This is a genomic window from Streptomyces sp. A01 (assembly GCF_059026195.1).
On record NZ_JBWLKN010000107.1, the window covers coordinates 1 to 845 of the forward strand.

Genomic DNA, 845 nt, shown 5'->3' on the forward strand with positions numbered 1-845 from the left:
CGACACCCAACTCCAACTCACCATCAACCCACCCGACAACAACCAACGACGCACCCTCACCATCCACTCACGCGTTCTTCCTTCCGACGGCGAGATTTCTGTTGAGCACTCGTCCTGGACCTGCCATGCCACCGGCACCCTCGCCAAAGAAGCCCCCCTCGACATCTCCCCTTCGACGCCGGCGGACGCCACATGGCCGCCGCCCGGGGCTGAACCGCTCGCCATCACCGATCTCTACAGCCAGCTCGCCAGTCACGGCTATCAGTACGGCTCCGCCTTCCAAGGTCTCCGCGCTGCCTGGCGAGTCGGGGATGAGATCTTCGCTGAGGTCGCGCTACCGGAGGACCAGGCGCGGCACGCTGATCGTTTCGGTGTCCACCCGGCTCTGTTTGACGCTGCTTTGCAGGCCATCGTTCTCACGAGTCCGGCGGAGGCCTCCGGGGGCGGACAGGGCAGTCGGCTCCCCTTCTCCTGGGAGGGCGTGACCCTGCATGCCACTGGTGCCAGTGCTCTGCGCGTACGGGTGACGCCCACCGCACCGGACGCGGTGGCGCTCACGATCACCGAGAGCAGTGGCGCCCCCGTGGTCACCGTCGCCAGTCTGGTCAGCCGCCCGGTCACCCCCGAACAGCTCCAGGCCGCCCGCCCGGCCACCCCTGAAGACCACCTTTACGAGATCGAGTGGACCGCGCTGCCCCCGACGCCACCGGCCGCCACAGGGCTAGGCGACTGCGCTGTCGTCGATGCCGATCCGCTGGGGCTTGCCGCCGCGTTGTCCGGCACCGGTGTTCCTGTCGATACCCATGACGACCTGGCGTCCTTGATCCACACTCTGGACACCGGCG

General features: G+C 67.7%; 1 protein-coding gene. It reads left to right on the forward strand.

The features are described from left to right. On the forward strand, positions 1-845 hold an 845-nt coding region (locus tag AC5P1B_RS35725; RefSeq protein WP_493892202.1), incomplete at both ends, for a polyketide synthase dehydratase domain-containing protein.